This window comes from Oceanobacillus luteolus (genome assembly GCF_042678205.1).
Lineage (GTDB): Bacteria > Bacillota > Bacilli > Bacillales > Amphibacillaceae > Oceanobacillus > Oceanobacillus luteolus.
Map to the genome: position 1 here is coordinate 219,421 of NZ_JBHUDE010000005.1, position 26,543 is coordinate 245,963.

Below are 26,543 nucleotides of genomic sequence, written 5' to 3' on the forward strand. Positions count from 1 at the left end.
AGGGGGTGTAAATGATGAGTGATTACTTAAGGAAAGGTTTCTTGCTTGGGTTAGGTGCTGCACTTGCCGGCAAGGAAAAATTAGAAAAAAAGTTGGATGAACTTGTTTCAAAAAATGAAATTTCTAAAGATGAAGCTAAACAGATGATGAATGAATTCATTAATAAAGGCGAGAAGAAAACCGAAGAATGGACAATGAAATCAGAAGAACAAAAACGTAAAGCAGCGGAAGAGCTTGGCCTGGCAACGAAAGAAGACATTGCATCTCTTCATGCGCGTATAACCGATTTAGAGTCAAGGCTAGGTAATAATGAGTAGATTATAGGAGAACTGGATGAATCGTCATTCAGTTCTCTTTTTTCAGAAAAGTTCTTGAAAAAGCAAAAGATGTGCTCTATAATATACATAATGATGGAACCTTGTGGTAGAGGGGGTAGTAAAGCTTGAAAGATTATGAGAAATTTTGCTTGGAAACGGCAGAAAAACTTGGCAGAACGCTGGAGCAAAAGGAACTGGATTTTTTATGCTGGCTTTACAATCGTCATGTGGAAGAACAAAAAACAAAGGAAACCCTCAATATAAATATTTCAGTACGGCAGCAGCACTAGTAATATACTAGGGCTTTTTTTTGTGTAAAAATATGTGCGTGATATAATTATAGTAACCTATAATCGGGAGTGAAATAAATCATGCAGAATGAAACGATTTTAAATAAAATGCAGAAAGAACTACATTCAGCAAAAGCAGCTGAACATGATCGAAAAGCTTTTCTGCAGCATATTAATCATATCAAATTGTTATGTGAACTGTTTCTTGAGGAAGATTCGAAGCCTGCACCTTCAGCAGAAAGTGCACACACTTCTTTTACAGAACAGGAAATAAAAGCGATGCTCGGAGAAAAGAAGAGTAGCGTAATAGAGACAAAACCGTCCCCCACCATCAATCATGATGGAGCAAATGGCGATTCAATTTTTGACTTTTAAAGGAGACAGAGAGATGAAAATATTATTATTAGCGGGAGTTATCAACGGATTTTTGGCAGTTGCTTTAGGAGCCTTTGGGGCTCACGGATTGGAAGGGAAGTTGACTGAAAAGCAACTAGACACATGGGGAAAAGCTGTTGACTATCAAATGTTCCATACCGCAGCAATTCTTGCGGTTGGATTGTTGATGACAAAATTCCAGGCGGCAAGTCTGACGTGGGCAGGTTGGCTGTTCCTTGCCGGCATTATCATTTTTTCAGGAAGTTTGTATATCTATTCCACCACAGCAATCCGGACGTTTGCGATGATTACTCCAATCGGTGGAGTGTGTTTCCTGATCGGCTGGGTTCTGCTCGGTACAGCAATTGTTAAATACTTATAAATGAAAAATGAATATAGTCGTCAGAATAACGATCAAGGCTGCGCGGACTAATTGCTTGATGCCTTGCATGTTGCGATAAGTAGTAAATTGATGACTATATGCGTCACAAGCTAAACTAAGAGCAAGCATATAAAGTGAAAAAAAAAGAAAGAAAAGGGAACCATTAAAAAGGGAAATGAAGCCAAGCACAATCGACAATCCTAACGTAATGAGCTCAAGCTGTAAAATCCTTTCATAGGTATGCCGCACAAGGTTCGCCCCCTTTATAGGATGAAAGGATGGCAAATGGATAAATTGCCATCCTTTTTTCTATTAAACAGTGTCTATCTCGGTGGAAATTGAGAGAATTGCTGGCTGGATTGTCCGAAAGGCAAGTTGTAATTAATTTCTTCATTGAACGTGACATAATCCAAATAAACCATCAATAGTAGTACGCGACGACCTGTTCCTTCCTCACTTAAGATAATATGGTCTCTTCCCGCAGCTTCAATAACCCCAGTGAATGACCGGCTATTATTTCCTTCAAAGGTCATATAAACAGTTGCCGTTTTACCAAGATTCAAGCGTAAAATATTTTCAATATAAGATTGCTCTAGCGGCAGCATACCTTGACCTCCAGCAGTTTGTTGTTGCTGCTGTTGCTGTTGTGCCATAGGTGTCATTTGTCTGAAAGGGTATGTTGGATAATAGGAGTAGAATGGTTGTGGATAATATGTGCTTTGCTGTTGCTGATGACCATAAAAACTTTGCTGCTCTTGATTCACATCTTTTTCCTCACTCACATGTAAAACCTCCTCGTCTTTACAAAAGAATACAATACGGTAGACTGTTGGCCAGTGTGCAACTAGCCATACTAAACGCCGTTTAATCCTGAAGCAAGCAATCAGAAACAAGGTTATTTTCCATTTAACATGCTTGCCAGTTGGACTTTACTCTTCAGATGTATCATTCACTAATTATATGTATGTCATTTGGGCGAAATGATGACAAAAAACCTTCCATCTTTTCATTTAAGATGGAAGGTTTTTTTATAGACTAACTTCATATTAAACTTCAAAATAACCTGCAAAATCTTCTTCAGGTAGGTATGCTCCGATTATGAAGTCACCGAATTCGGCAAACTTAGTCGTCACTTCATCAAAACGCATTTCGTATACGATTTTTTTGAACTGAAGTGGGTCGTGGGCGAATAGAGTGACACACCATTCCCATTCATCCAAACCGATGGAACCACTGATGATTTCTTTCACTTTGCCAGCATATTTGCGGCCAGTCATTCCATGCTCATAAAGTAATCTTGTACGTTCCGCTTTGGAGATTTCAAACCAGTTCGCATGTTGCTCACGACGGCGAGCCATTGGATAGAAACATGCGTATTCCCATTTTGGCAGAATCGGTTTCAATCTTGCTTCCACCGCTGGGGAAAGCTCTCTGTCTTTTCCTTCTTGCATCGGATTATGCATAGTCATTTCCACGATGGATACATAAGAGTATGCAGGGATAAGGAAATCCCCCAGCTTAGAACGATTAATATCTCGTTTGATTTCTTCCAGCTCGTCCATTGTAGGACGTAGGAAAATAAATAACAGATCAGCTTTATTGCCGACCACTTTATAGACAGATTGACTTCCTTCTTTATTTTCTTCAACAGCATCCCATTTTTTCATGATTTCCTGAAATTCATTGATTGCTGCTTTACGTTCTTCTTCTGCGATCATTTTCCATGATGGCCAGTCAAAAGTGCGTGTATCATGTAGTTTGCACCAACCATCCATTGTTACTACTGCTTCAGCCATTCTATCTCTCCTAACATAATTGAATCTGCTTTCAATATAGCATAACTACCATATGTAATTCATCTTATAACTGTAGCTGTCAAACCTTTGTCAAATATCGGGTCAAATCAGTGGTTATTTCTTTCATTCATTAGCCAAATACCGTAAAATATTAGGTAAGACATCATAATGGAGGCGTTACAATGAGTGACTTATTCCAAGAGTTAAAACATAAAATTACTTCTGCAGACAAGAAAATTGTTTTTCCAGAAAGCCTGGACGAGCGAATCTTGGAAGCAGTATCGAAATTAAGTAAAGAGGGACTGCTGACACCTGTTTTAATTGGTGAAGAAAGTGCCATCCAGGAAAAAGCAAATTCCCTGTCATATGATATTAGTGGCTGTACGATAATCGCTCCTAATCATTATCCAGCTTTTGAAGAAATGGTAGAATCCTTTGTTGAGCGTCGAAAAGGAAAAGCTACGCCGGAACAAGCTCGTGAGGTTCTAAAGAATGAGAACTATTTTGGAACGATGCTTGTCTATCAAAATGAAGCGGATGGACTAGTAAGTGGCGCCGTCCACTCTACATCAGACACCGTTCGCCCGGCACTGCAAATCATTAAAACAAAGCCTGGGGTGAAGAAAACTTCTGGTGTATTCATTATGGTCAGAAATGAGGAAAAATATGTATTTGGCGACTGTGCCATCAATATTGCACCAGATGCAAATGACCTTGCTGAAATTGCAGTGGAAACTGCAGGGACTGCGAAGCTCTTTAATATCGACCCGCGAGTTGCCATGTTAAGCTTTTCTACAAAAGGCTCTGCGAAGTCAGAAGAGACAGAGCGGGTAATCGATGCGCTACAGATAGCCAAGGAGACTAACCCAGATCTTGTCATCGATGGAGAATTCCAATTCGATGCTGCCTTTGTACCAAGTGTTGCAGCTAAAAAAGCTCCAGATTCGGTCATCAAAGGAGATGCAAATGTATTTATTTTCCCAAGCCTTGAAGCGGGAAACATCGGCTATAAAATTGCCCAGCGCCTAGGTGGTTTTGAAGCAGTTGGGCCAATCTTGCAAGGACTTAACAGCCCCGTCAATGATTTATCCCGCGGGTGCAGCGCAGATGACGTGTACAAGCTCGCAATCATCACAGCAGCCCAAGCATTGGAAAGTTAATATCATATCAAAACGCATGGAACCAGCAGTTGGTTACATGTGTTTTTGTTTTGCTTAGACGTTGCTGGTTTAAATTCCTGGAAACTTGCTATTGGGAAGTGTTCGGTCAAATAAAGAGATTTTACTTTTCCGAAACCCTGCTTCCAAGGAGCGTTCGGGCAAATAAAGTGGCTTTACTTTCCCGAATTCCCGCTTATAAGAAGTGCTCGGTCGAATAAAGTGGTCTTACTTTCCTGAAATCCCGCTTACAAGATGTGCTCAGTCAAATAAAGCAGCTCTACTTTCCCTAATCCATGTCTACATGGATTGTTCAGGAAAATAAAGCTGCTTTATCTTATTCCAGGCATTAACGCTGGTCAATCCGCTCATTTCGCTTCAGCATTTGCTCATAGCGCTTTTCAAATGTTGCTTTCTCTTGCTCCGAGAACTCCTGCACGATAATTTCTTCGCTCAAATTCTCTAATGCGCGGTATACTCGACCTTTCACATCATCAACTGTCAGCGGGTGGTCGAGCAGATCGGATAGAGACCCCATCACTTCTGGAACAACTTCAGGATATACAAACTTCGTGCTTTCATCTCTTTTACTCAGCCTATAAAACTCTTGGATATGACGGGCGCGCTGTTGGCTATTGCCACGTACATCCAAATAAATTTGTGTCGCTGCAGCTTCCTTGATTCGACGCTGGGAGATACCGGCAAATTTTTTGCCATTAATACTTAAATCATAGTCCCCAGGACAGTAGGAGCCGACGATTTCATAAGCTTCGATTTCTCCTGTCAAATCTTGAAACATATGCTGGACAAAATGATACATCGCTTCATATGCATCGTGGATGGAAACATGCTGTACATCTGGTAATACCAAGGACAAATTAAGCACATCCTCGTCCAATGCTACCGCAAGTCCACCAGAATTACGGATAATGACTCGGTACCCTTGCTCCTGCAAGTAGGCGACCCCGTCGTCCAGAAAAGGTAGACGCCCGTCCGGAATTCCCAACACAATGGTACTCGGATGCTTCCATAGGCGAAAGGCAGGAGGGGATGCGCCGTTGCTCACTGCAGTTGCAATCGCATCATCTATCGCAAAAGAAGTCATTGCTGTATAAGGTTTCCCTTCAAATTCATGCAGAGCAGTGTGATCTATATAACGAAAAGTTTCATAACTTATAATTTCATCCCATTTTTTCATAGTTTTCTCCTTATCCTTTTTTCCTATCCAATTGTATTATATAATAAGTTAATAATCACCAAAAGAAACGGGTGGAAAAGTTGGCATATAAAGATGATCAATTATCAGAGGAGAAAGTATTTAAAGATCCAGTGCACCGCTATGTGCATGTGCGGGATCGTGTCATATGGGATCTGATTGCGACCCCGGAATTTCAAAGATTACGGCGCATTAAACAGCTAGGAACGACGCATCTGACCTTCCACGGTGCAGAACATAGCCGCTTCAACCATTCCCTCGGAGTCTATGAAATTGTCCGGAGAATCCTCAATAACTTCAAAGACCGTGAACATTGGAACAATGAGGAACGGTTACTCTGCCTTTGTGCGGCATTGCTTCATGACCTTGGACATGGACCTTTTTCCCATTCCTTTGAAAAAGTTTTCAAGCTCGATCATGAGTATTTCACCCAGGCCATCATTGTGGGCGATACGAAAGTAAATGAAATTTTGGAGAAAGTCAGTCCAGGTTTTGCGCGTAAAGTGGCAGACGTAATCGGAAAAACGTATGAAGATAAATTAGTCGTCAGTCTCATCTCCAGCCAAATTGATGCAGACCGGATGGATTACTTGCAACGTGATGCTTATTTCACTGGTGTCAGCTACGGTCATTTTGATATGGAAAGAATCCTCCGTGTCATGCGTCCAATCGAAGATCAGGTCGTCATAAAATCTACAGGTATGCATGCGGTGGAGGACTATATTATGAGCCGCTATCAAATGTACTGGCAAGTATATTTCCATCCTGTCACACGCAGTGCGGAAGTCATTTTATCGAAAATACTTCACCGTGCGAAACATTTATATCAAGATGTAGGGTATACGTTTAAATTAGAACCTATTCATTTCATTTCATTCTTTGAGGAAGATGTTTCCTTAGAAGATTATTTGAAACTGGATGAATCGGTTGTCCAATATTACTTCCAACTTTGGCAAGAGGAAGAGGACGAGATTCTAAGCGACCTGTGCGAACGTTTTATGAATCGCCGGCTTTTCAAATATGTCGAGTTCAATCCGAACTTACAAATTAATGATCTTCTGGAGCTTACGCAGTTATTTATGAAAGCAGGAATTGAGCCGGAATACTATCTAGTTGTAGATTCATCCTCCGATCTTCCGTATGACTTTTACCGGCCGGGAGAAGAGGAAGAGCGGCTGCCGATCCACTTGCAAATGCCGAATGGAAGCTTGAAAGAATTATCTCGGCATTCCGATATTGTTGAATCGATTTCCGGGAAAAAACGGACAGACCACAAATTGTATTTCCCACTGGACAAGCTGAAGGCCCTCACAGACAACGGATTAAAACAACAAATTATGGACATTCTTTACGGGCAAGGAGAGAGTAGAAAAAATGTTAATTAAACACGCAAAATTGATTCACTTTTTTTGTGTTGCCAATGAAGTAACCGGCCGAAAGAAATTGCAGAAGATGATCTATATTTTACAAAAAGCCGACTGTCCATTTGAGGAGAAATATCAATTTCATTTCTATGGACCCTATTCGGAAGAGTTGACGTTACGAGTCGAAGAGCTCTGCAACCTTGGATTTCTTACCGAAACAAAGGAAGATAAAGCGAACTACTTCCAGTATTGTTATCACGTCACACCGGAAGGCGAGAATTTCTTGAAGCAATTCACGCTCGACATGCCGGATATGATGGAAAAAGTGGATTTGCTGAAATCAAAAAGCTCGCGTTTTCTTGAACTTGTCTCTACTATTTTATACTTCGAAGATTTACCACAGCTTGAACAAGTAGAAAAACTGCACCAAGTGAAACCGAAACAAAACTTCTCGGATGAAGAGATAAAAGAAGCATATAAGTTTATTACACAGATTCGTGAGTTATAATTGGGATAAAGGAATAATGCCTTTCCCATTATGATGTGGGACAGGAAACACTGCTGTCCTGCTTTTTTATAGGAGTCAATTAGAGAGTGAAAGGAGTAATGACAATGACAAATGATCAAGAAAAAAAGAAAAATAGATTTACGATTATAAAAGATGATTCAACTGATGGACATGGAGGATACGGAGTGGGGGCAATCAGCTTAGAAAATATGTCTTCTGTCATCGTCGACCCGAATGAGAATAAAGCGTACGTTGATATGGGAGCGATGCATGCCCGCAGTGAAGTGGAGCGCCGCGTAAAGTGGATCCGAAATAAAGAAGAGGTACCAAATGGTAAGCTGTATTGGATCGTTTGGGTGAACCTTGATCGTAATGAGAAAGGCACGTATTATGCAGGGGTTGCCGGCAGTGAAATCCGCGTCGACCGGGAAATCAAGCGCGCCTACAAATCAATGGCAGAGCATGTGAAACATATGGAGCAGTCACTAAAAAATAAAATCGTCATCGACCATATGGATGAACATTCGAAAAAGTTGTTACGGGATTATCTCATTGAATTTAACGAAGAGATGTGGAATAACTCAACAGATGAATTAAAACAAGCGTTTGAACAGTGAGATTTGAACAAAATGTGACGAAAAAAGTAAAAAAACGTTAAAAAGTTGTGATTTAAGGTAGAAATTTGTAAAATATATTTAAATGGACATTTTTACTAGGACAAAAAAGAAACCAACAGTAGCTGAGCTGGACACTCGCTGCTCGTTGGTTTCTTTTTTGTAACAAACCTATTCAATTCGGGCGGTTCAGCCGAAAAACATTTGAAACCACTTTTTGAAAAATCCATCTTCCTCTTGGTCAGGATTGATTTGTGGCTCGCAATAATCCATTGGCTCTGTACCTTCCTCAAAGTACATGATTATATTCTCTCCACAGTAGGGAGTAGCACGCAATCCGGTTTCCAAATCAATCGGAACACCAACGACGCCATCTGGAACTGGAAAGTTTTCTTGAGGCTGGTCCTTATGGGCTGCCTCCATGACACGGGCCCAAATTTCTTTCGCATAAGTTGACTCTTGTACCAATTCAATCGTCCGGTTATCGTCATATCCTGTCCAAACCCCTGTTGCTATGGATGGGCTGTAACCAACCATCCAGTTATCCGAGGCAGTGGTACCGGACTTACCCGCATATAATCTCGACAATTGATTGGAAATCGGGCTACCTGTAACCGGCATATAACCATTCAACTTTGGCTCAAAAATCCCACTTAACAGATGGGTCAAAATAAAACTCGTCTTCTCATTCAATACCTGCTTCTGGCGCGGCTGCTCTCTTTCATAAATTACTCGATCATGTTTATCGATAATTTTTTCTATCGTATAGGGCGAAGTTTCTTTCCCGCCATTCCCCAGCATGCTATAAGCGTTAACCAATTCCTCCAGAGATACCGCCGCTGTGCCTAGGGCAAGGGACGGGACGGATGGCAGATCACCATCAATCCCGAATTTTTTCGCCGTTTCCACTAAACGATCGGTCCCCAAATAGATATTCGTCCGTACCGCATAAACATTATCAGAAAGGGCAATCGCTTGAGCGAGATTGATCGGTTCGTAAGCGTAATAATGATTGAAATTACTCGGTTCGTATATTTCACCGTTGTTCAATCTGAATGCCGTCGGCTTGCTCATCAGTTCCGTAAGTGGGGTATAACCGCTTTCCAGAGCGGTGTAATATAAAAATGGTTTAAAGCTTGATCCTGGCATACGTTCCGCACTCGTCGCCCGGTTGAACTCACTATTACGATAATTTTTACCTCCTGATAGGGCGAGCACCGCTCCCGTGTGGATATCCATTGAATAGATGGCCGTTTCAAGTTCTGTATCTTCTGGAATCACCTCGGGTATCACTTCTTCCAACTCGGTCTGGAGGTCCTCATCGAGTGTTGTATATAACCGATATCCACCTGAACGTATCTCTTCCTCAGGCAGTTCAAGGATGCCAGCCGCCTCGCTGATCGCTTGATCAAGAAAGTGTCCGGCAAACTCTTGGATCATCTTTTCTCCATTTGAATCGTATTCCAGTTTTTCATTAGCTGCCATATAATAAGTCGCATCGTCAATCACATTTCCACGCCAGAGGGTCTTGAGAATCAAGTCTTTCCTTGCAACGGCCTTCTCTTCGTTATTAAAGGGGGAATAGTGGGTTGGACCTTTAGGTATTCCAACCAACATCGCCGCCTCGGCATAAGAGAGATCTTCTTGGGATTTCCCGAAAAAATATTGACTCGCTGTTTCAATTCCATATGCTCCATGTCCGTAATAAATGGTATTTAAATAACCTTCCAATATTTCATCTTTTGTATAGTGCATTTCCAATTGAATCGTGTAAAATGCTTCCTTCAGCTTACGTACCCATGTCTTTTCATGGGTTAAATAGAGATTCCGAGCAAGCTGTTGAGTAATGGTACTGGCACCCTCGCGCAGCGAACCGGTCTGGATATTTTTTAAAATCGCTCCCCCGATCCGCTTAATATCAAATCCAAAGTGATCATAAAAATGTTTATCCTCAATGAGGATGGTTGTCGCAATTACTTTATCGGAAATGTCATCAAGCTCTATCCAAAAACGGTTTTCAAAAGCGCTCTCGACACCAATTATCTTTTCGTTATTACTATAAATCATTGTGTTTTGTTCGGTGCTCATTGGCGGAGGTCCCATCAAGTAACTTACCCCGAGCAATCCAATTACAGATAAGAGGACGACTGCAACCATGTAAAAACCTAACTTGAATATAATTCTTGGCAATCGTTTTTTTCGCCTTTTCACTTCTTCCAGCTCCCCTAATACTCGCTTTTCATCCAGTATGGGAAAATTAGGGAGAAAATAAACAATAATCCCTTGTTTTCTATTAGGAATGAGAATGGTGCAAGAGCTTCAGCTTAGGATGATTCACTCCGTTCGTGTTCTAATAAGTAGTCTAAGAGCATGAGTTAGGGAGAATTATTTATGCTTCGTGCTTTTGTAATTGATCTAAGAGCATGAGTGAGCAGAAATCACCGCGGTTCGTGTACTTATAATCGTTCTAAGAGCATGTACGAGAAGAATTTCCCGCGGTTCATGTTTTTATAAGTGGTCTAAGAACATGAATGAGAAGAATTCCCTGCGCTTCGTGTTCTAATAAGTAGTCTAAGAGCATGAACGAGTATAATTTTCCGCAGTTCGTGTACTTATAAGTATTCTAAGAGCACGAATGAGAAGAATTTACTGCGCTTCATGTTCTTACAAGTGTTCTAAGAGCATGAACAAAAAAATTCTCCCATGGTTCATGTTCTTACAAGCATTCTAAGTACACGAATGAATAGCTTCCGCCTATCATTCCGTTCTTATATACCAAATAAGGACACGAGCAAGAGGTATTCTCTTCCGTTCGTGTCCTTAACTTTTACTAGAGTTGGATTGAATTACCTTATACTTCCACAGCTGTTTTTTCTCTAACTGTTTTCAATGCCGTAGACCATGTAACAACTTCATCCAGCATGGTGTTGATTGTAGCTTCATGATACGGTGCTGGGTTGAATACGCTCATATCCTGGAAGTCAGTGAATAAGCTTAATCCCGGTTGTGTACCAACTACCGCCACTTTTGGAACAGATAATGCCAAACGCAGATTGTTTGCTGCAGTCACGCCGAGGGTGGATCCGTAGCCGACGATTCCTGCTGCTTTGTTATTCCATTCAGGATAGAGGTAATCAATTGCATCTTTTAATGATGAAGTGATTGCTTTGTTGTACTCCGGTGTAATGAAAACAAATCCATCAAGCTCATCAATCTTTTTTGACCAGACTTTCGCTTCCGGTGCTTGGTAATCTTGAGACATGATCGCTGGAACTGGCTCGTTGAATGGTGGCAGGTTATAATCTTTAATATCCACTAATTCATATTCCGCATCTGTTCTTTTGTCGGCAATGGATTTCACCCATTCTGCCACTTGTGTATTTACTCTTCCTTGTCTCGTACTTCCTGTAATAATTCCAATCTTAACCATTTGTATTCCTCCTAAGTAATTTGTTTTGTTGTATTTGCTTGTAATTCAATCCTAGTACATAATTAAACTGCCGGAAACTAATGGTTTTTCATTTTTGTTGTTTATCCAACATAAATCAAAAATTGTTTGAAAAGTTCCGTAGAATAGGGAACAATACATATTTTTATTGATAAGCTTGCTATTTTATCGATATAATAGTCACATTATCTAAAAAGGAAAGTCGATAACATGAATGAGCCAATAAAACGAGTAGCTGTTGAATTGAAGACGACGATTCAAGATGCTGCCGATAAAGAAATGAACGCAGTAAAGGCCAATGGTGTCTTTATACAGAGTGCTGGAAGGGATGTCTTGTCCTATAAAGAAAAAGTTGATGATATGGATATCACTACGATGATTACGATTCAACAAGAAAAAGTATCGATTAAACGAAGTGGGGCAGTCTCCATGCATCAACAATTTCGTCTTGGACAGTTGACGGAGAATGTCTACAAACATCCCCATGGCAACATCCATATGGAAACTTTTACAAATACAATCGTGTATGAACAGCTTCAACCTAGTAAATCTGCGCGATTGAGACTGAAATATACGGTGAAGTTAAACGGACAGGATGAAAGAAATCATATGTTAGAGCTATTTATTAAAGAGGAGGACTCTGAATGAACGTATTAGAACAAACAGAGCAGCAGCTGAAACAGGAAATTGCTCAAGCAGTGCTTACAGCAGGACTTGCTAGCAAGGAAGAGCTTCCTGAAGTGATTTTGGAAAAACCAAAAGATAAATCCCATGGTGATTTTGCAACGAATATCGCAATGCAACTAGCCCGGATTGCTAAAAAAGCTCCACGACAAATTGCGGACGATATCGTGAAGGAAATCAATCAAGAAGAAGCATCCATTGAAAAAATTGAAATTGCTGGACCAGGATTCATCAACTTCTTCATGAAAAATGACTTCCTGCAACAAATTATTCCAACGGTCTTGGAACAAGGGGAAAATTACGGCAGATCGAATGCCGGAAATGGGGAACGGGTACAAGTGGAATTCGTATCGGTGAACCCAACTGGAGACCTGCATCTTGGTCATGCGCGTGGAGCGGCTTACGGAGATGTGCTTTGTAATGTGTTCGATGCAGCTGGATACAATGTTGAACGGGAATATTATATCAATGATGCTGGAAGCCAAATTGATAATCTCGGTTTATCTGTTGAGGCGCGTTATTTACAGGAACTCGGTCAAGATGTCGAAATGCCAGAAGATGGCTATCATGGTCAAGTCATTATCGATATGGCAAAAGCGATTATTGAAGAAGACGGCGATAAATGGCTGGAGAAATCCCATCAAGAGCGTTTGGAATATATGAAGGAATATGGCTTAAAAGCTTCCTTGAAAAACATTGAACGCGACTTAAAAGATTTCCAAGTCGAGTTTGACAATTGGTTTTCAGAGCGTTCTCTTTATGAAGATAATCAGATTCAGGATGCGATCAAGAAGCTGGAAGAAGGGGACTACGTCTATGAAAAAGATGGGGCAACGTGGTTCAAGTCTACCGCATTCGGTGAAGACGACAAAGACCGTGTCATCATCAAACAAGATGGCAGTTACACATACCTGACTCCAGATATTGCGTATCATAAAAATAAATTAGATCGTGGTTTTGATAAAATCATTAACGTTTGGGGCTCTGACCACCATGGTTATGTTGCCCGGATGAAAGCTGCAATTCAAGCTTTAGGATATTCAGCAGACAAGTTTGATGTAAAAATCATTCAAATGGTGAATCTCTTCGAAGGCGGCGAAAAGGTCCGCATGAGTAAGCGTACTGGAAAAGCGGTCAGCCTCCGTGAATTGATGGACGAAGTGGGCATTGATGCGACGCGCTACTTCTTCGTTTCCCGTTCGAACGATTCCCAGCTTGATTTTGACATGGACCTTGCACGTTCCCAGTCCAATGAAAACCCGGTATACTACGTACAATATGCCCATGCTCGGATCTGTACGATGTTGGAGCAGGCGAAAAATAAAGGCTTTGATGTTGATGCGGAGTTTAATCCTGAAATTTTAACAGCTGAAAAAGAGCAGGATTTATTAAAGAAACTTGGTGAATTCCCACAAACAATCGCTGACGCGGCGGAAAAACATGCACCACAACGTCTAACAAATTACGTGTTCGAGCTAGCATCATTACTTCATAGCTTCTATAACGCTGAAAAAGTACTCGATGCCGACGCTCAAGAACGTACAACTGCAAGAATAGCTTTAATGAAAGCAGTCCGAATTACCATCGCCAATGCATTGAATCTAATTGGTGTAACTGCACCAGAAAAAATGTAATTTAAATAAAAAGCCAAATCATTTCCTAGGGGGGGATGATTTGGCTTTTTTGGGCTTCATTCCTATTGGAGGTCCGCAGTACAAATACCTCTCGCTTTTCGCGGGCGGCTGGGAAGCCTCCTCGCGAGCAAGCTCGCTGTGGGGTCTCCCCTAAGCCTTTCCTCCCGCAGGAGTCTCGAGATATTTGGACTGCTCTCTGCTAAAATCAATAATGGCATTTTGATTATATAAGGCAATAGCGCTACTTGTAAGTAAAAATATCGTATGAATTAGATAAGTAAATTTATTCATTACGCTAAATAACAGAAATACCTGGGAGCAGCCCCCGATACACCGGAGACTCCTGTGGGAGCAGAGGCATCGGTGAGACCCCACAAGGCGCTTGCGCCTGAGGCAGACTAAGAACGCCACGTCCTGTGGCAACGTCTGCACTAGCACGTCCTGTGCGTCGGAGGCTCACAAAGCCGCCCACGGAAAGCGAAGGTGTATCGGGGGCTGCGGACCGTCAGAAGAAATTCTTTGAGTACATTAGGTTAGTAATCTGTATTAATCTCCAAATAATAAAATAATTTTATTTATACAAATCTATTGACTGAATGGTCATTCACCTATAAAGTAGTAGTAAAGAATTTTCTAAACTGGCGGTACATATCAAATATTGTATCATCCCCAGTTGCCATCAAATTTTTTTAGCACATTATGAAATCGCTATCATTCTGAATAAATAAAAAAGAGGGGGAGCATATAAATGGATACATTTCTTATCATCAACTGGATCGCATTCTTAATTGTAACGATTTATGCAATCTATTTATTTGCTAGAGTTGTTACGACTAGAATAGCCTACATCAAACTGGGGAGGAAGTCAGAGTTTGATGGCGAAGTTAAGTTACGCTTGAAGCGAGTAGGCAAGATTGTGTTTGGACAATCGAAATTGCTGAAGGACAAAAAATCGGGAATCATTCATGTCATGATGTTTTACGGATTTATCCTTGTCCAATTTGGCGCAATTGATATGTTCATCAAAGGATTGTCACCTGGAAACCATTTGCCGTTCGGTCCATTATACCCAGGATTCGTCTTTTTCCAAGAGCTTGTCACATTGATGATTCTCGTGGCGGTTGTTTGGGCCTTCTATCGCCGATACATGGAAAAGCTTGTCCGCTTGAAAAGGGGCTTTAAAGCTGGGGTCGTACTTATCTTTATCGGCACACTCATGCTTTCCGTGTTATTTGGAAATGGAATGCTCATGCTCTGGGAGGAGCGCGCAACTGCATGGACAGAGCCTGTTGCAAGTTTAGTAGCATCCACCTTTAGCTTCTTATCGCCAGAAGCTGCGATGGTCTTGTTTTTCATTGCATGGTGGGTCCATACGGTAACCCTTTTAGCGTTCTTAGTGTATATTCCACAATCCAAGCACTTCCACTTGCTTGCGGCACCAGTCAATGTGTTCTTAAGTAAGAAAGTGCCTGGTAAGCTTGAAAAGATTGATTTTGATATCGATGAGGAAGATGAAGACGAAGAGATTTCCTTTGGGGTAGGCAAGGTCGAGGACTTCAAGCAGTTCCAAATGATTGACTTTTATGCCTGCGTGGAATGCGGTCGCTGTACGGACGTCTGTCCAGCTGCAGGAACAGGAAAAATGCTTTCCCCAATGGATATTATGATCAAGCTCCGTGACCATTTAACGGAAAAAGGAGCAGCTGTAACCGGAAAATCTCCATGGGTTCCGAGCTATGCATTCGCCGGAGCAGCTGGAAACCAAGCAAGTGCAGGCGGAGAAGCTGCAGAAACGATTCAAAATATGAGTTTAGTAGGCGATGTCATTACAGCTGAAGAGCTTTCTGGTTGTACGACTTGCCGGAACTGTGAAGATGCTTGTCCTGTAAATAACGAACATGTTGGTACAATTATCGACCTGCGCCGTTATCTTGTGATGACGGAAGGGAAAATGGATTCCGACATCCAACGTGCGGTACAAAACATCGAGCGTCAAGGGAATCCGTGGGGCTTATCGAAAAAAGACCGTATCAAATGGCGTGAAGAAGATGAGTCAGTTTATATTCCGACAGTAAAAGAGTTGAAAAAAGAAGGAAAAGACTTTGAATACTTGTTCTGGGTAAGCTCGATGGGTGCGTACGACAGCCGTAGCCAAAAGATTGCCATCGCTTTTGCGAAACTGATGAATAAAGCTGGAGTGAGCTTTGCGATTTTAGGAAATACAGAGGCAAACTCAGGAGACACGGCTCGTCGAATTGGAAACGAATTCCTTTTCCAAGAAATTGCTGAAAAGAACATCAAACAGTTTACAAAATACGATGTGAAGAAAATCGTCACGATCGACCCGCATGCATATAATATATTTAAGAATGAATATCCGGACTTTGGCTTTGAGGCAGAAGTGTATCATCACACTCAACTACTCTACGATCTTATCATGGAAGGCAGCCTACAGCCAAAGGGAAGCATTAATGAACGCCTAACTTATCATGATTCATGTTATCTTGGAAGATATAATGGTGTCTATGACCCACCTAGGGAAATCCTAAAATCAATTCCAGGTTTGGAGTTGGTGGAAATGGTCCGTAACCGAGAGAACGGAATGTGTTGTGGAGCCGGTGGAGGCTTGATGTGGACGGAAGAAACGACTGGAACCCGCATCAACGTAGCTCGTACGGAACAAGCTTTAGCCGTCAGCCCATCGATGATTTCCACTGGATGCCCATATTGCTTGACGATGATCAGTGATGGAACGAAAGCAAAAGAAGTCGATGAAGACATCAGTACCATGGATGTTGCAGAAATTCTAGCAATCTCTGTATTCAAGGAAGAAGAAGCAAAGACTGCCTAAGCTCAAAAGCGAAAGTGCCCGTTTAGGGACGTACAGACTGGACCGAACCGCAGGAGATAAAGGAAACATGCCCCTTTAGGGGTATGCCGACGTTGGGCTTTAGCCCGTACTTAGTCGGCCCTCCTAAACATAGAGTCGATGTTGACTTATCGTGTCATGAGGTTTGGGAAGTCTGATAGTCCCAATGCTCGTCGTGTTGCAAGCTTAGTCGGTGTAGCGGCACTCCTCGCAAAGCTGCACGGAGTATTACAAAGTAGCAGATTCATGAAGATATACAAGTCGATGCTTCACTGGAGCTGGACGTGGCTATTGAACAAAACTACTCAGACATGCAGAAATTCTGCTCTTTAGCCTAATAGTACAATAGAAAGAGGTATAAACCCTATACCTCTTTCTTTACAACCAACACTTGAGCGAGCGTTCAATCGCAAGCTTGATATTAATATATTTTAAAGGAGGATTATTATGAGAAAAACGGTAATCGTATCTGGAGCAAGGACACCATTCGGAAAATTTGGGGGTGCTTTAAAAGCTTTTCAAGCATCTGATCTTGGGGGAAAAGTGATTTCGGAAGCGGTGAAGCAAGCTGGAATTGATGGTGAACAAGTAGATGAAGTAATTATGGGGTCAGTTTTACAAGGTGGTCAAGGTCAAATTCCATCTCGTCAAGCAGCTAGAAAAGCAGGGCTTCCATGGGGAGTGAAAACAGAAACAATCAACAAAGTCTGTGCATCCGGCCTTCGCGCAGTGACGCTTGCGGATCAGCTTATCCGTCTTGGTGATGAAGACGTTATTGTTGCAGGGGGTATGGAAAGCATGAGCAATGCTCCATACATCCTGAAAGATGCTCGCTGGGGAAATCGCATGGGGGATAAGCAGGTCGTCGATATGATGATTCACGATGGACTAACTTGTTCATTTGAAGGCGTCCATATGGGGAATTACGGAAACTCGACTGCAAATGAATTCAATGTAAGCCGTGAAGCACAAGATGACTGGGCATATCGCAGCCACAAACTTGCAGTAGAAGCGATTGAATCCGGAAAATTTAAAGATGAAATTGTGCCACTTGAAGTTCCACAACGTAAAGGTGACCCAATCGTTGTTGATACAGACGAAGCACCACGAAAAGATACAAGTGCAGAAAAACTTGCGCAACTGCGTCCAGCTTTTAATCCTGATGGAACGATAACTGCAGGAAATGCACCAGGTATCAATGATGGAGCAGCTGCTTTTGTTGTCATGGGTGATGATAAGGCAGAGGAGCTGGGAATTAACCCGCTCGCAACCGTTCTTGGTCACGCTGAAGTAGCGGTGGAAGCGAAAGATTTCCCACAAACTCCAGGTATCGTCATCAATAAGCTTTTAGAAAAAACAGGTTATACGAAAGACGATATCGATTTGTTTGAAATCAACGAAGCGTTTGCGGTCGTTTCCTTGGCAAGTAGCCAAATTGCTGGAATTGATATGGATAAAGTGAATGTTAACGGTGGTGCAGTTGCACTTGGACATCCAATTGGTGCAAGTGGAGCGCGGATTATCCTCACGTTGATCCACGAATTGAAGCGTCGTGGCGGCGGACTTGGAATTGCGGCAATTTGTAGTGGCGGCGGCCAAGGTGACGCGATCTTAATCGAAGTAAAATAGAAACTTCATTCGGGAGGAAGAACACATGACAATCAAAAAAGTAATGGTCATTGGAGCAGGACAGATGGGTTCGGGGATCGCCCAAGTAAATGCCCAGGCTGGCTTCGATGTTCTTTTATATGATGCCAACCAAGAAGCTATTGAAAAAGGTCTTCAACATATTGAGAAACTCCTTATCCGGGCAGTGGATAAGGAGAGAATCACCGAAGACGAGAAAACAGCTACCCTGAAGCGACTCCAGCCAGCGAAATCGCTTAAAGATGCTGAAAGTTGTGATCTCGTAATTGAAGCGATTGTTGAAAATATGGATGTCAAAACAAAGGTGTTCCGTGAACTGGACGAAATCACACCAGAACATACGATATTAGCGACCAATACTTCATCCTTGCCGATTACAGAAATCGCAGCGGCAACTAAACGGCCGGAAAAAGTGATTGGCATGCATTTTATGAATCCTGTTCCAGTCATGAAGCTGGTGGAAGTGATTCGTGGAATTCAAACGAGTGATGAAACCTATGAAACGATCGCGAAGATGTCAGAAGCGCTCGGAAAAACATCTGTTGAAGTTGCTGATTTTCCTGGCTTTGCGGCAAACCGCATTCTTATGCCGATGATCAATGAAGCGATTTACGCCGTATATGAAGGAGTAGCAACGCCTGAGGATATTGATACGGTGATGAAGCTGGGTATGAATCATCCGATGGGACCACTTACGCTTGCGGACTTTATCGGCTTGGATACGTGCCTATATATTATGGAAGTTCTATATGAAGGTTTTGGAGACAGCAAATATCGCCCGTGTCCGCTACTTAGGAAGTATGTGAAGGCAGGTTGGCTCGGTAAGAAATCAGGCCGTGGTTTCTATGTATACGACTAACACCTTGGAGGTTACTACGATGGATTTAACGTTCACTGAAGAGCAGGAAATGATGCGGAAGATGGTCCGTGATTTTGCCAAAGATGAAATTGTCCCAGCGGTTGAGCAAATGGAAAAGGAAGATCGTTTTCCTATAGAGATTATCCGTAAAATGGGTGAGCTCGGTTTAATGGGGATTCCAATCCCTGAGGAGTATGGCGGAACAGGGATGGACTACACATCGTATATCATCGCTATTAATGAAATATCCAAGGCAAGTGCTGGTGTAGGTGTCATTTTATCGGTCCATACTTCGGTAGGTACGAATCCGATTCTAAAGTTTGGTAGTGAAGAACAGAAGAAAAAGTACATTCCGAAGCTTGCTTCTGGTGAATATATCGGCGCATTTGCCCTTACCGAGCCAGGTGCCGGGTCTGACGCAGCGAATATTAAAACGAAAGCTAGGCTGGAAGGCGACGACTATATTTTAAATGGGTCTAAATTATTCATCACAAACGGTATAGCAGCCAATACATTTATCACATTCGCGAGAACGGGCGAGGGGAATAAAGGAATCAGCGCTTTTATTATCGAAAGAGACACGCTAGGACTCTCTATCGGTAAAGCGGAGAAGAAAATGGGACTGCACGGAACAGGAACAGTAACGTTAAGTTTTGACAACTGCAAAGTGCCAAAAGGACAGCTTCTTGGAGAAGTAGGGGAAGGTTTTAAAATTGCCATGGCTAACTTGAATTTTGGCCGCATCGGAATTGCCGCCCAAGCGTTAGGGGTCGCGGAAGCAGCTTTTGAACATGCTGTGGATTATGCGAAGGAAAGGGAACAATTCGGAAAGCCGATTGCCCACAATCAAGGCATCTCCTTTAAATTAGCTGACTTGGCGACGCAAATTGAAGCAGCAAAACTATTAATCTATCGCGCGGTCGATCTTGCCGAACGGAATCTGCCGCACAGTAAGGAAGCATCTATGGCGAAAATGTATGCATCCAATACGGCAATGAAGACAGCTATTGAAGCGGTTCAAATATATGGCGGATATGGTTATACCGAAGATTATCCGGTAGAACGCTTTTTCCGTGAAGCAAAAGTGACGCAAATCTATGAAGGAACAAACGAAATTCAACATATCGTAATCGCAAAAAACTTACTGAATTAGGGGGAGACAGAATGAATTTTCAACTGACAGAAGAACAGGAAATGTTACGGAAAATGGTTCGCGATTTCGCCGTGAAGGAAGTGGAACCGACGGCTGCTGAGCGTGACGAAGAAGAACGTTTTGACCGGGAGATATTCGATAAAATGGCAGAACTAGGACTCACTGGAATCCCGTGGCCTGAAGAATACGGTGGAATTGGTTCCGACTTTGTGAGTTACTGTATCGCAGTTGAAGAATTATCCCGAGTCTGTGCCTCGACGGGCGTAACGCTATCGGCTCATTTGTCCCTTGCCAGCTGGCCGATTTATGCGTATGGGAATGAAGAACAAAAGAAAAATTTCCTATACCGATTAGCTACAGGTGAAGCGCTCGGTGCTTATGCATTATCGGAGCCAGGTGCTGGAAGTGACGTTGCCGCAATGAAAACAACCGCTAAAAAAGATGGCGATGCTTACGTATTGAACGGAAATAAAGTATGGATTACAAATGGCGGTGTCGCTGATATTTATATCGTGTTTGCAAAAACTGATCCAGATGCACGTCATAAAGGAATCAGCGCATTCATCGTGGAAAAAGGAACAGAAGGATTCTCCTTTGGTAAAAAAGAGAAGAAACTGGGAATCCGTTCCTCCCCGACGACAGAATTAATCTTTGAAAACTGCCGAGTCCCTAAAGAAAACCTTCTTGGGGAAGAAGGGGAAGGTTTTAAAATTGCGATGACTACCCTCGATGGTGGCCGCAATGGTATTGCAGCTCAAGCAGTTGGAATTGCTCAAGGCGCATTAGATGCATCGATTAATTATGCAAAGGAAAGAGAACAATTCGGAAAACCAATTGCCCATAACCAAGGAATCTCTTTTAAACTAGCAGATATGGCAACCGAAGTAGAAGCAGCCCGCTTATTAACGTATCAAGCTGCATGGCTTGAGAGCAATGGCAAACCATATGGCAAAGAATCCGCCATGTCCAAACTATTCGCAGGTGACGCTGCCATGCGCATCACAGTCGAAGCAGTCCAAATCTTCGGCGGCTACGGCTACACAAAAGACTACCCAGTAGAACGCTACATGCGCGACGCAAAAATCACTCAAATCTACGAAGGCACCCAAGAAGTCCAACGCCTCGTCATCGGACGCACAGTGACTAAGTAATTGAGTGGGTCACGGTTTCATACTAGGTTATATAAAGCTATTCTATTAATAATCAAATAAAGATCACTGTAAAATGGGATTCCCTCGGAGCAGTCCAAATACCTCGAGACTCCTGCGGAAGGATAGGCCAGAGTGAGACCCCGCAGCGCAGCGAGGAGGCTTACGGGCCGCCTGCGAAAAGCGAGAGGTATTTGGACTGCGGACCTCGGGGGAGAATCACACAGAATGAAACCAACTGAAAGGAAGAACCAAATGCATGAAATAGTTGAACGGATCAAACAAAAGGATATTCGTGCCCTTGCCCGAGCTATCACAATGGTGGAAAACGACCACCCAGAAAAGCTCGAGCTATTAAGCGACGTGTTTAGCCAGCAAAAACATGCTGTCTATGTCGGACTTACCGGCTCACCCGGCGCAGGTAAGAGCTCCCTCGTAAACCGGCTCATTACCCAAATCCGGAATGAGGGAAAAACCGTCGCTGTCATCGCAATCGATCCTACGAGTCCGTTCAGCGGTGGTGCACTCCTCGGTGATCGGGTCCGGATGAATGAACATTTTCTCGATGAAGGAGTGTTTATCCGGAGTATGGCCACCCGTGGCAGTCTGGGCGGCCTTGCCCGAGCTACGAAGGATGCGGTGCGAATATGCGATGCTTACGGATTCGATGTCATTCTAGTCGAGACGGTCGGTGTCGGACAATCTGAACTTGATATTATGAAAATTGTTGATACAACCGCAGTCGTGCTTACTCCTAACAGCGGAGATGTGCTGCAAATTTTCAAAGCAGGCATCATGGAAATCGCGGACCTCTTTGTCATCAACAAAGCAGATCTCCATGGATTTGGGAAGTTAAAAGCACTACTCAAAGAGCTGGTGATGATCACCGCAACGGAAGAAAGAGAAACACCGATTGTAAAGACAATAACAACTGAAAATAAAGGCATCGATAAGCTTTGGATGAAGATTAAAGAACATCATGACTACTTGTATCGTACTGAAGAAGGTAAACGTAAACGGACGATGCAGCAAGAACTGGAAGTGTATGAACTGATCCGAGATGAAATTTGGCGGGATGTGGAACAGTTTGTGGAGGCGAGGAAACATTTCCAGCCAATTGAAGCGGATGCTGACCCATATCGTTTAGCGAAGGATTGGTATACAAGATGGAAGAAGGAGGGAGACCACAGTGGTGATGGATAAGAATCAAATTATCTCCTCCGTAAAAGATGAGGACCTGATTAAAAAACGCCGCAATCAAATGATTCAGGGTGCGATACGGCTTTTTAAAGAGAAAGGTTTCCACCGGACAACGACAAGGGAAATCGCGAAAGAATCTGGATTCAGTATCGGTACGCTGTACGAATATATCCGCAAAAAGGAAGACGTTTTATTTTTAGTTTGCGACTACATTTATGATGGGGTGCAGGAGCGGTTCGAATCAGCGATGAAACTGGACGCTCCCTCGAAGGAAAATGTTGAAGCAGTCATCCGTTCTTACTATCAATTAATGGATGACATGCAAGAAGAGATCCTTGTTCTTTATCAAGAAATAAAAGGACTGAATAAAGAAACGAGAAAATACGTACTTAAAAAGGAAAAAGATATGGTGGCCATGCTGGAGAAATTGATTCTTTCCAGTTACGCGAACCTCGATGAAGCAGCGGCTGCCATTGTGGCTAACAATATTTTTGTCCAGGGCCATATGTGGGCTTTCCGCCGTTGGATTTTACAAAAAAGCTTCACCATCGAAGAGTACGCGAATATCCAAATTAATCTTAACCTGAACGGTCTCTTGCATATGAAGAAAAACTAAAGGGGAAGGAGAAATACCTATGCAACAAGTGGAGATTTATAAACCGAAAAATCCCGTCCGCTTTGTCACTGCATCCAGTCTGTTCGACGGCCATGACGCATCGATAAATATCATGCGCCGTATCCTGCAGTCAACTGGGGCAGAAGTGATTCACCTTGGACATAATCGCTCTGTAGAGGAAATCGTTTATGCTGCCATCCAAGAAGATGCGCAAGCCATTGCCATCTCTTCTTATCAAGGTGGTCATGTGGAGTACTTCAAATATATTGTTGATTTGCTGAAAGAACTCGGTTCGGAGCATATTAAAGTATTCGGAGGCGGAGGAGGAACGATTATCCCTCGGGAAATCAAAGAACTCCATGATTATGGTGTCGATTGGATATTTTCTCCGGAGGACGGAAGAAAGTACGGCCTTCAAGGAATGATTAATAAGATTATGGAACTCAGTGATTTCATGCCGCCGGTTGATATCGAAAAAGAGAAACCACGATTATACAATAGTGAGCGGGACGCCATGGCCAAATTTATTACGTACATGGAAAACACACCGGATGATTCAGAAGAAAAGGAAAAACTTCTGCAGGAATTCCAGGAAAAAGCGAATGAAAATCTACCGGTATTAGGAATCACGGGTACAGGTGGGGCAGGGAAAAGTTCTCTTACTGACGAACTTATCCGCCGATTTTTAAATGAGGTACCAGATAAGAAGATTGCTGTCATTTCGATTGATCCGACAAAAAGAAAAACTGGTGGTGCACTTCTAGGCGACCGAATCCGGATGAATGCGATTTTTAATGAGCGGGTCTACATGCGATCGTTGGCAACAAGGGATTCTCGGGATGAACTGTCAAAAGCAATCAATGACGTCCTAGATGTCGTCCGGGCTACTGACTTTGACTTTATCATCGTGGAAACAAGTGGTATTGGTCAAGGAAATGCCGCAATTACTGATGTTACCGATCTATCCATGTATGTCATGACAGCTGAATTCGGTGCACCTACCCAACTTGAGAAAATTGACATGATTGACTATGCGGATTTCATTGTCATCAATAAATTCGAACAACGTGGTTCGGAGGATGCATTGAATCAAGTCCGCAAACAATTTGAGCGAAGCCGCATGTTGTTCGGGCAGGATAAAACGAAATATCCGGTATTTGGCACCATTGCCAGCCAATTCAATGATAAAGGAACAAACGCACTTTTCGCCTCGATTATCGATACATTGAATGAGCGTTATGATTGGGATGAGGAAGTTGATTTTGAGAGGCATGTCCTCTCAGAAAAACAAAATCAAATCATCTCCAGCGAACGCCGTCATTACTTACGTGAAATTGCCAGCATTATCCGCAATTATAATAAAAAGATTGAAGATCAAAGTGAAATTGCGAGAAAGCTTTATCAGCTTCAAGGAACGCTCGACATCATCGAGGATGAAGAAGTTAAAGAATTGCTCCAAACGACAATGAAACAATATGAGAAGCAGCTCGATAATCAGTCGCGGGAACTTCTTGAGTCTTGGGATGAAACGAAGGAAAAATATAGTGGAGACACCATTACATTCAAAGTCCGTGATAAAGAAATCGTTACAGAAATAACCACAGAATCTTTATCCGGCTTGAAAATCCCGAAAGTGGCATTTCCGAAATTCCAAGATTGGGGTGAGCGTCTCCGCTGGCTGATGAAGGAAAACGTTCCAGGTGCTTTTCCGTTTACAGCTGGAGTATTCCCGTTTAAACGTGAAGGCGAAGACCCGACCCGCCAATTTGCCGGAGAAGGAACGCCGGACCGGACGAATCGCCGTTTCCATTATTTATCCAAGGATTCCGAAGCAAAACGACTCTCCACCGCCTTCGACTCGGTCACTTTATATGGAGAAGACCCAGCCGAGCGTCCAGATATTTTTGGGAAAATTGGTGAAAGTGGTGTAAACGTTTGCACGTTGGATGATATGAAAAAGCTATATGCCGGTTTTGATCTGACACATCCGCTGACGTCTGTTTCTATGACCATCAACGGGCCAGCACCGATTATTCTAGCCATGTATTTCAACACGGCAATCGACCAGCAAGTGGATAAATTTACTGAGGAAAACGGCCGCCAGCCAACACCGGAAGAATATGAAAAAATCAAAGCCGATACGATTTCTGTCATTCGCGGTACCGTGCAAGCGGATATTTTAAAAGAAGATCAAGGTCAAAATACATGTATCTTCTCAACGGAATTCGCCCTGCGCATGATGGGAGATATCCAGGAATATTTTATAGAAAATAATGTACGTAATTATTATTCTGTCTCGATTTCCGGCTACCATATCGCCGAAGCGGGAGCGAACCCGATTACCCAGCTTGCATTTACATTGGCGAACGGCTTTACCTATGTCGAGTACTATTTAAGTCGGGGAATGGATGTAAATAAGTTTGCACAAAATCTATCTTTCTTCTTCTCCAATGGACTCGATCCGGAGTATACCGTAATCGGCCGTGTCGCGCGCCGCATTTGGGCAGTTGTCATGAAGGAAAAGTATGGAGCAAACGAACGAGCGCAAAAGCTGAAATATCATGTCCAGACTTCGGGCCGTTCCTTGCACGCTCAGGAAATTGATTTTAATGATATTCGGACAACGTTACAGGCACTCCTAGCTATCCAAGATAATACAAACTCGCTTCATACGAATGCATATGACGAAGCAATCACAACACCGACAGAGGAATCTGTCCGCCGTGCGATGGCAATTCAAATGATTATTAATAAAGAATTTGGACTGACAAAGAACGAGAACTCCATCCAAGGCTCCTTTATCGTTGAAGAATTAACGGACCTTGTGGAGGAAGCCGTTCTGAAAGAATTTGAAAGAATGAATGACCGGGGTGGAGTGCTTGGAGCGATGGAGCGTCAATACCAACGCGGCAAAATCCAGGAAGAGTCCCTCTACTATGAAGGGAAAAAACATTCCGGTGAACTTCCAATCGTTGGCGTGAATACGTATCTCAATCCCAACCCGCCATCTGATGAAGAGATTGATTCCATGGAACTTGCCCGAGCATCCCAAGAAGAAAAACAACATCAAATCACAGAACTGCGCAAATTCCAAAAGAAACACGAAAACGAAACAGAAGCAGCATTAACCCGCTTAAAAGAAGTCGCCGTATCCGGAGGCAATATTTTCGAAGAACTGCTAGAAACAGTAAAAGTTGCCAGCCTCGGCCAAATCACAAGCGCCCTCTACGAAGTTGGCGGACAGTATAGAAGAAATATGTAAACAG

General features: G+C 42.7%; 24 protein-coding genes. 18 read left to right on the forward strand and 6 right to left on the reverse strand.

Annotation, left to right across the window (positions count from 1 at the left end):
- Nucleotides 1-14 precede the first annotated feature (14 nt).
- The 4 genes from ACFSBH_RS01520 (at nucleotide 15) to ACFSBH_RS01535 (ending at nucleotide 1,364) form a co-directional block, all read left to right on the forward strand.
- Nucleotides 15-317 (forward strand): phasin family protein, encoded by a 303-nt coding sequence (locus ACFSBH_RS01520; RefSeq protein WP_251516191.1) that lies wholly within the window; start codon nucleotides 15-17, stop codon nucleotides 315-317.
- Between the two features lie 125 nt (nucleotides 318-442).
- Entirely contained in the window at nucleotides 443-607 is a 165-nt protein-coding gene (locus ACFSBH_RS01525; protein ID WP_379595694.1) for a hypothetical protein, read from the forward strand.
- An 81-nt stretch (nucleotides 608-688) separates the two neighbouring features.
- A complete protein-coding gene (locus ACFSBH_RS01530; RefSeq protein WP_251516194.1) occupies nucleotides 689-982 on the forward strand; it encodes a YwdI family protein in 294 nt (97 codons plus the stop codon).
- 13 nt (nucleotides 983-995) lie between these two features.
- On the forward strand, nucleotides 996-1,364 hold the full coding sequence (locus ACFSBH_RS01535) for a DUF423 domain-containing protein (protein WP_251516196.1): 369 nt from the start codon (nucleotides 996-998) through the stop codon (nucleotides 1,362-1,364).
- On the opposite strand, the gene ACFSBH_RS01540 is transcribed toward ACFSBH_RS01535, so the two are convergent.
- From ACFSBH_RS01540 to hemQ, 3 genes are all read right to left on the reverse strand, one after another.
- A complete protein-coding gene (locus ACFSBH_RS01540) occupies nucleotides 1,359-1,613 on the reverse strand; it encodes a hypothetical protein (protein ID WP_251516198.1) in 255 nt (84 codons plus the stop codon). The two genes, ACFSBH_RS01535 and ACFSBH_RS01540, sit on opposite strands and share 6 nt — an antisense overlap.
- A gap of 74 nt (nucleotides 1,614-1,687) precedes the next feature.
- Nucleotides 1,688-2,146, reverse strand: coding sequence for a spore coat protein GerQ (gerQ, locus tag ACFSBH_RS01545; RefSeq protein ID WP_379595697.1), 459 nt, complete (start codon nucleotides 2,144-2,146; stop codon nucleotides 1,688-1,690).
- A gap of 264 nt (nucleotides 2,147-2,410) precedes the next feature.
- Nucleotides 2,411-3,160, reverse strand: coding sequence for a hydrogen peroxide-dependent heme synthase (hemQ, locus tag ACFSBH_RS01550; protein WP_251515711.1), 750 nt, complete (start codon nucleotides 3,158-3,160; stop codon nucleotides 2,411-2,413).
- Between the two features lie 182 nt (nucleotides 3,161-3,342).
- On the opposite strand from hemQ, the gene pta reads away from it, so the two are divergent.
- The gene (pta, locus tag ACFSBH_RS01555; RefSeq protein ID WP_251515713.1) at nucleotides 3,343-4,320 is read left to right on the forward strand and encodes a phosphate acetyltransferase; all 978 of its coding nucleotides are present in this window, start codon (nucleotides 3,343-3,345) and stop codon (nucleotides 4,318-4,320) included.
- A 346-nt stretch (nucleotides 4,321-4,666) separates the two neighbouring features.
- Here pta and ACFSBH_RS01560 read toward each other — a convergent pair whose 3' ends face one another.
- A complete protein-coding gene (locus ACFSBH_RS01560) occupies nucleotides 4,667-5,515 on the reverse strand; it encodes a lipoate--protein ligase family protein (protein WP_379595700.1) in 849 nt (282 codons plus the stop codon).
- A gap of 80 nt (nucleotides 5,516-5,595) precedes the next feature.
- Between ACFSBH_RS01560 and ACFSBH_RS01565 the strand changes: the two genes are divergently transcribed.
- The 3 genes from ACFSBH_RS01565 (at nucleotide 5,596) to ACFSBH_RS01575 (ending at nucleotide 8,022) form a co-directional block, all read left to right on the forward strand.
- Complete coding sequence (locus tag ACFSBH_RS01565; RefSeq protein WP_379595702.1) at nucleotides 5,596-6,918, forward strand: HD domain-containing protein; 1,323 nt, start codon at nucleotides 5,596-5,598, stop codon at nucleotides 6,916-6,918.
- Nucleotides 6,908-7,405: a YwgA family protein gene (locus ACFSBH_RS01570; protein WP_251515719.1), complete on the forward strand. Its 498-nt coding sequence runs from the start codon at nucleotides 6,908-6,910 to the stop codon at nucleotides 7,403-7,405. The genes ACFSBH_RS01565 and ACFSBH_RS01570 overlap by 11 nt, the downstream gene beginning before the upstream one ends.
- 104 nt (nucleotides 7,406-7,509) lie before the next feature.
- Nucleotides 7,510-8,022 carry a YwhD family protein gene (locus tag ACFSBH_RS01575; protein WP_251515721.1) on the forward strand — a complete coding sequence of 171 codons (513 nt, stop codon included), beginning with the start codon at nucleotides 7,510-7,512 and terminating at the stop codon, nucleotides 8,020-8,022.
- Between the two features lie 186 nt (nucleotides 8,023-8,208).
- Here the strand turns inward: ACFSBH_RS01575 and ACFSBH_RS01580 are convergent, their stop codons facing one another.
- Complete coding sequence (locus tag ACFSBH_RS01580) at nucleotides 8,209-10,230, reverse strand: transglycosylase domain-containing protein (protein WP_251515723.1); 2,022 nt, start codon at nucleotides 10,228-10,230, stop codon at nucleotides 8,209-8,211.
- Between the two features lie 640 nt (nucleotides 10,231-10,870).
- Nucleotides 10,871-11,449: an NADPH-dependent FMN reductase gene (locus ACFSBH_RS01585; RefSeq protein ID WP_379595704.1), complete on the reverse strand. Its 579-nt coding sequence runs from the start codon at nucleotides 11,447-11,449 to the stop codon at nucleotides 10,871-10,873.
- A gap of 228 nt (nucleotides 11,450-11,677) precedes the next feature.
- Between ACFSBH_RS01585 and ACFSBH_RS01590 the strand changes: the two genes are divergently transcribed.
- The 10 genes from ACFSBH_RS01590 to icmF all read left to right on the forward strand — a co-directional run bounded on the left by ACFSBH_RS01590 (nucleotide 11,678) and on the right by icmF (nucleotide 26,539).
- Nucleotides 11,678-12,115: a YwiB family protein gene (locus tag ACFSBH_RS01590; RefSeq protein WP_379595706.1), complete on the forward strand. Its 438-nt coding sequence runs from the start codon at nucleotides 11,678-11,680 to the stop codon at nucleotides 12,113-12,115.
- Nucleotides 12,112-13,785, forward strand: coding sequence for an arginine--tRNA ligase (argS, locus tag ACFSBH_RS01595; RefSeq protein ID WP_251515729.1), 1,674 nt, complete (start codon nucleotides 12,112-12,114; stop codon nucleotides 13,783-13,785). Before ACFSBH_RS01590 ends, argS begins: the two co-directional genes overlap by 4 nt.
- Nucleotides 13,786-14,533: 748 nt before the next feature.
- Nucleotides 14,534-16,636 carry a heterodisulfide reductase-related iron-sulfur binding cluster gene (locus tag ACFSBH_RS01600; protein ID WP_251515731.1) on the forward strand — a complete coding sequence of 701 codons (2,103 nt, stop codon included), beginning with the start codon at nucleotides 14,534-14,536 and terminating at the stop codon, nucleotides 16,634-16,636.
- Nucleotides 16,637-17,101: 465 nt separating this feature from the next.
- The gene (locus ACFSBH_RS01605; RefSeq protein WP_379595709.1) at nucleotides 17,102-18,283 is read left to right on the forward strand and encodes an acetyl-CoA C-acetyltransferase; all 1,182 of its coding nucleotides are present in this window, start codon (nucleotides 17,102-17,104) and stop codon (nucleotides 18,281-18,283) included.
- A 25-nt stretch (nucleotides 18,284-18,308) separates the two neighbouring features.
- Entirely contained in the window at nucleotides 18,309-19,160 is an 852-nt protein-coding gene (locus tag ACFSBH_RS01610; protein WP_251515735.1) for a 3-hydroxybutyryl-CoA dehydrogenase, read from the forward strand.
- Nucleotides 19,161-19,179: 19 nt separating this feature from the next.
- On the forward strand, nucleotides 19,180-20,313 hold the full coding sequence (locus tag ACFSBH_RS01615) for an acyl-CoA dehydrogenase (RefSeq protein ID WP_251515737.1): 1,134 nt from the start codon (nucleotides 19,180-19,182) through the stop codon (nucleotides 20,311-20,313).
- An 11-nt stretch (nucleotides 20,314-20,324) separates the two neighbouring features.
- The gene (locus tag ACFSBH_RS01620) at nucleotides 20,325-21,464 is read left to right on the forward strand and encodes an acyl-CoA dehydrogenase (protein WP_251515739.1); all 1,140 of its coding nucleotides are present in this window, start codon (nucleotides 20,325-20,327) and stop codon (nucleotides 21,462-21,464) included.
- A gap of 252 nt (nucleotides 21,465-21,716) precedes the next feature.
- Nucleotides 21,717-22,664, forward strand: a complete 948-nt coding sequence (gene meaB / locus ACFSBH_RS01625; RefSeq protein WP_251515746.1) for a methylmalonyl Co-A mutase-associated GTPase MeaB — start codon at nucleotides 21,717-21,719, stop codon at nucleotides 22,662-22,664.
- On the forward strand, nucleotides 22,657-23,277 hold the full coding sequence (locus ACFSBH_RS01630) for a TetR/AcrR family transcriptional regulator (protein ID WP_251515776.1): 621 nt from the start codon (nucleotides 22,657-22,659) through the stop codon (nucleotides 23,275-23,277). Before meaB ends, ACFSBH_RS01630 begins: the two co-directional genes overlap by 8 nt.
- A gap of 19 nt (nucleotides 23,278-23,296) precedes the next feature.
- Nucleotides 23,297-26,539, forward strand: a complete 3,243-nt coding sequence (icmF, locus tag ACFSBH_RS01635) for a fused isobutyryl-CoA mutase/GTPase IcmF (protein ID WP_379595712.1) — start codon at nucleotides 23,297-23,299, stop codon at nucleotides 26,537-26,539.
- The last annotated feature ends 4 nt before the right edge of the window (nucleotides 26,540-26,543 follow it).

What these genes read in the sequence shown, in the direction of transcription:
- ACFSBH_RS01520 (WP_251516191.1), top strand. Translation starts at nt 15, where the DNA reads ATGAGTGATTACTTAAGGAAAGGTTTCTTGCTTGGGTTAGGTGCTGCA.
- ACFSBH_RS01530 (WP_251516194.1), top strand. Translation starts at nt 689, where the DNA reads ATGCAGAATGAAACGATTTTAAATAAAATGCAGAAAGAACTACATTCA.
- ACFSBH_RS01535 (WP_251516196.1), top strand. Translation starts at nt 996, where the DNA reads ATGAAAATATTATTATTAGCGGGAGTTATCAACGGATTTTTGGCAGTT.
- hemQ (WP_251515711.1), bottom strand. Translation starts at nt 3,160, where the DNA reads ATGGCTGAAGCAGTAGTAACAATGGATGGTTGGTGCAAACTACATGAT.
- pta (WP_251515713.1), top strand. Translation starts at nt 3,343, where the DNA reads ATGAGTGACTTATTCCAAGAGTTAAAACATAAAATTACTTCTGCAGAC.
- ACFSBH_RS01560 (WP_379595700.1), bottom strand. Translation starts at nt 5,515, where the DNA reads ATGAAAAAATGGGATGAAATTATAAGTTATGAAACTTTTCGTTATATA.
- ACFSBH_RS01570 (WP_251515719.1), top strand. Translation starts at nt 6,908, where the DNA reads ATGTTAATTAAACACGCAAAATTGATTCACTTTTTTTGTGTTGCCAAT.
- ACFSBH_RS01575 (WP_251515721.1), top strand. Translation starts at nt 7,510, where the DNA reads ATGACAAATGATCAAGAAAAAAAGAAAAATAGATTTACGATTATAAAA.
- ACFSBH_RS01585 (WP_379595704.1), bottom strand. Translation starts at nt 11,449, where the DNA reads ATGGTTAAGATTGGAATTATTACAGGAAGTACGAGACAAGGAAGAGTA.
- ACFSBH_RS01590 (WP_379595706.1), top strand. Translation starts at nt 11,678, where the DNA reads ATGAATGAGCCAATAAAACGAGTAGCTGTTGAATTGAAGACGACGATT.
- argS (WP_251515729.1), top strand. Translation starts at nt 12,112, where the DNA reads ATGAACGTATTAGAACAAACAGAGCAGCAGCTGAAACAGGAAATTGCT.
- ACFSBH_RS01600 (WP_251515731.1), top strand. Translation starts at nt 14,534, where the DNA reads ATGGATACATTTCTTATCATCAACTGGATCGCATTCTTAATTGTAACG.
- ACFSBH_RS01605 (WP_379595709.1), top strand. Translation starts at nt 17,102, where the DNA reads ATGAGAAAAACGGTAATCGTATCTGGAGCAAGGACACCATTCGGAAAA.
- ACFSBH_RS01610 (WP_251515735.1), top strand. Translation starts at nt 18,309, where the DNA reads ATGACAATCAAAAAAGTAATGGTCATTGGAGCAGGACAGATGGGTTCG.
- ACFSBH_RS01615 (WP_251515737.1), top strand. Translation starts at nt 19,180, where the DNA reads ATGGATTTAACGTTCACTGAAGAGCAGGAAATGATGCGGAAGATGGTC.
- ACFSBH_RS01620 (WP_251515739.1), top strand. Translation starts at nt 20,325, where the DNA reads ATGAATTTTCAACTGACAGAAGAACAGGAAATGTTACGGAAAATGGTT.
- meaB (WP_251515746.1), top strand. Translation starts at nt 21,717, where the DNA reads ATGCATGAAATAGTTGAACGGATCAAACAAAAGGATATTCGTGCCCTT.
- ACFSBH_RS01630 (WP_251515776.1), top strand. Translation starts at nt 22,657, where the DNA reads ATGGATAAGAATCAAATTATCTCCTCCGTAAAAGATGAGGACCTGATT.
- icmF (WP_379595712.1), top strand. Translation starts at nt 23,297, where the DNA reads ATGCAACAAGTGGAGATTTATAAACCGAAAAATCCCGTCCGCTTTGTC.